3 protein-coding genes are annotated in these 3,242 nt (G+C 62.8%); all 3 read right to left on the reverse strand.

Annotated features, from left to right (window positions below; translation table 11 throughout):
- The coding region (locus WAN02_RS28025) for a hypothetical protein (RefSeq protein WP_422268544.1) at window positions 1–276 on the reverse strand (276 nt) is incomplete at its 3' end.
- A gap of 22 nt (window positions 277–298) precedes the next feature.
- Complete coding sequence (locus WAN02_RS28030; protein WP_422268546.1) at window positions 299–1,555, reverse strand: cation:proton antiporter; 1,257 nt, start codon at window positions 1,553–1,555, stop codon at window positions 299–301.
- A 308-nt stretch (window positions 1,556–1,863) separates the two neighbouring features.
- Window positions 1,864–3,242 (reverse strand): potassium channel family protein (locus WAN02_RS28035; RefSeq protein WP_422268548.1); only part of this gene is annotated, 1,379 nt, incomplete at its 5' end.

Here is a 3,242-nt window from a genome sequence, read left to right on the forward strand (position 1 = left end):
ACTCACTACATCCAGCGTCACAGTCGAGCCGCTGCCGGTGGGCGTTCCATGAACTGAAATACGTTGCGACCCAGCGCCGTCGACATACAAGACGATCGATGTGAGCATCGCGCAGGCAACAACTCCCACCAGCGCGACGACGCGGAGCCTTACGGCCGTCAACCACCGGGGAGCACGAACCGACTCCGGGGCGGCCGCCCTCGGAGTCGGTTCGCTGCCGTGCGGATGGGTGGTCGTGACGGCATGCTCTTCGGCGGTGCTGACGTCAGTGCTCATGGCGCGAAACAGGACCTCACGTCTAGGCCGCCAACTCGACTTCGTCGCGTGACGTCTCGACATGAGCGCGAGTACGCGTGACGTTGTTGATCGCGCGGTAGAGCGGGGCTGTCACCGCCGTGGTCACGATCGCAAGTGCACACAACATCGCGAACGCGTAGGGCCCGATCAAGTGGGCTTGCAGACCGATCGATGCAATCGCCAATTCGGTGACGCCGCGGCAATTCAGCAGGACGCCGAGCTTCGCTGAAGTGCTCAGTGGCCAGCGCTGCATCTTGCCGGCCACCAGCCCGACGGCGAGCTTTGAGCCGAAGGCGGCCATGGTCAGGACGAGCAGGCAGACCAGGCTGCCCCACCGGAACAGATCCGCCAGGACCTGCAGCGGCACAGACAGCGCGCTGGACACGAAGAATGCCGGGATGAGCATGTCGGCGACCGCGGACAACGCCCGCTGCGATGCCTCGTTGGCCAATCCTGCCGGGAAGAACAGACCGGCGAGCACCGCACCGAGGGCCGGATGGAGACCGAATACCTGCGTTGCTGCCGCGCCAACCAGTACGTATGCAAACATCGCCACCACGAACGGAGCTCCCTGGTGGGAGTCGCGGAAAAGCCGCTGAACGATCCGCGGCAGCACGAATATCACGGTGAACAGCAAACCGGCGCCCACGCAGAGCGCTGGTACGGAGACCGCGCTGAGGTCTGTGGTCACCAGGATCAGCACCGTCACCAGTGCCCATGCCGCCGCATCGGTCGCGACCGCAATTCGCAGCGCGACACCGGGGATCGGTGCCGCGACGCCAAGGTCTTTCATGATCAGCACGAGGACGGGAACCGCGGTGACGCTGAGCGCCACACCTATGAACATCCATACGTGCATCGGGTTGTGATCCGGTCCGACCAGTCGGTGCGCGAAGGGAAAAGCAGCAGCCGCACAGACGACGACCGGAATCAGCACGCAGGGCAGGAGTCGCCACAGTGGTGAGCGCTCAGTTGTTGTCTTGCTGTAGGAGCGCAACTCGATTCCGACCAAGAACAACAACAACAAGAGGCCCGCTTGACCCACGGCGTCGATGAGCGATTTCGACGTCGGCGAAAGTAACGCGGAATTTACAGAATGAGGACTAATGGCCAGAATGGTGCCGAGTAGGAGTCCGAAGAAAATAACCCCGACTACCGCCGGCTGACGAATCCGCCGAAAAAGGTTTCCGACGAATACGGAGCCGACCAAGACCACCGCAAGGACGATTAGTGCTTGCAGCACGTTACCGAGTGGCATCGAAACTCCCTCGCAACCGATTGCGTTCGCTATTCAGCAGGCGTCTAAGCGATTTGGCTTCTGCGAACCACCGGTTGCATAGGTGGTTGCGGCGCACTCTTTGTATATCGATCGGTGCGGCACTCCGCAACGGCTGCTTGCGGGCGATGGCGTCCCATGATGGATTCTTAACGAAGTGCGGTCAGAATCATGACGCTTTATTGACGGCGGTTGTGGTCGACATCACTGCCGTTTAAGAAGCGGATCACCTGCATTTCTCAAATTCAAGAAAGACAGTGGCGCTTGGTTACACCTCCGGGTGTCTCTTGTCAGCCAGTTCTTGCTTGACGGGTGACCTCGACGTCTTGCTGCGGCTGAGGTGATTCGTCGACCTCGTCGGCGGGCTCCGTGGGCTCCGGGGCCGTGATGACGTGCTTGGGCGGCAATCCCTTGCGCAGGGTGGCCACCAGGTCGCGGTACGGCCCGACGAGATACACGGTGTCGCCGCCCCGAAGTCGCCCTTCGTGGTGCGGGCGCAGATCGATCGGGGCGTCCTCTCGGCAGATCGCGATCACGCGTGTTCGGCTCGACAATTTCCCCATCTGCAGCCCGTCGAGTTCGCTGCCGTCGGCCACCAGCATCGCACCGACCATGAACGAACTCTGGCCGATCGAGAAGGTACCCAGCACCTCGACGCCCATCGCAGCGCCGATGAACCACGGTGCGGCCAGCGCGACGGACGAGCGGACGTTCTCGAAATGGAACCGTTGCGCGACCGCCAGTCCCAGCGCGCGGTCGTATACCCGAAGCACCACCGAGACCTCGGCGCGCCGGTTGATCCTGGGCATCACCTGCGGTCCCAGCATCTCGGCCAGCACGATTCCGGTTTCGATGTTGATCATGTCGTCGCGGGTCAAAATCGCCACCGCGCGGGCGCGGTCGACGCGGGCTGTTTCCAGCGTCTGAATCAGCGTCGCATCGCCGAAGATCACCGGCACGTCGAGTTCCCGGGCCGCCGACAAGAATCGGTTGTCCTCGTTGATCTCGATGACCGCGACGTCGTGTCCTGCCCTGACGAGGTCGCTGACCACCCGCATTCCGAGGGCGCTCAATCCCACGACGATGACGTGATTGCGCAGGTGGCGCACCCGCGGGCGCGCGGAGGCGAACACGAAGCGGCGGGACAGCAGCACGTCGGCAATGAATGCGACCAGCAACGCGATGGTGGTCGCCCCGCCGAACATCAACATGGCGGCGAACAGACGTAGCCACGTTTGCTGGTGGGCGAAGCTGAAATCTCCGTAACCCGTCGTCGTGATTGTCTCGATGGTGAAGTACAACGCATCGACCCACGACATCCGCGGATGCCGATAGTTATAGTGCAACAGCAGCATTGAGATCACGATGAGAGTCGAGGCGGCCGCAAGAGCAGGGTAGAACGCCGGGTTGAAGTCGTTGACGACGGTCCGTACGCCGTCGAACACCCGCCGCAGTCGGGGTCGCGCCGAACGCGTTCCGATCGTCCGTCGTATCTTGATGCCGCGTACGGCCGACTCGTCGGCCGTACCGATCATCACCGCCCGGTCACCGGCGAGCACCCGTTGATTGCGGGTCGGGCAGACCTCGATCTCGCCGGGGCTCGATGAGTTGTCGCCGTGGATGATTGCCACGGGGGCCAGGTCGCCGTAGATCTCGCGCAGCGTCGCCG

The organism is Mycobacterium sp. (genome assembly GCF_049281135.1).
Lineage (GTDB): Bacteria > Actinomycetota > Actinomycetes > Mycobacteriales > Mycobacteriaceae > Mycobacterium.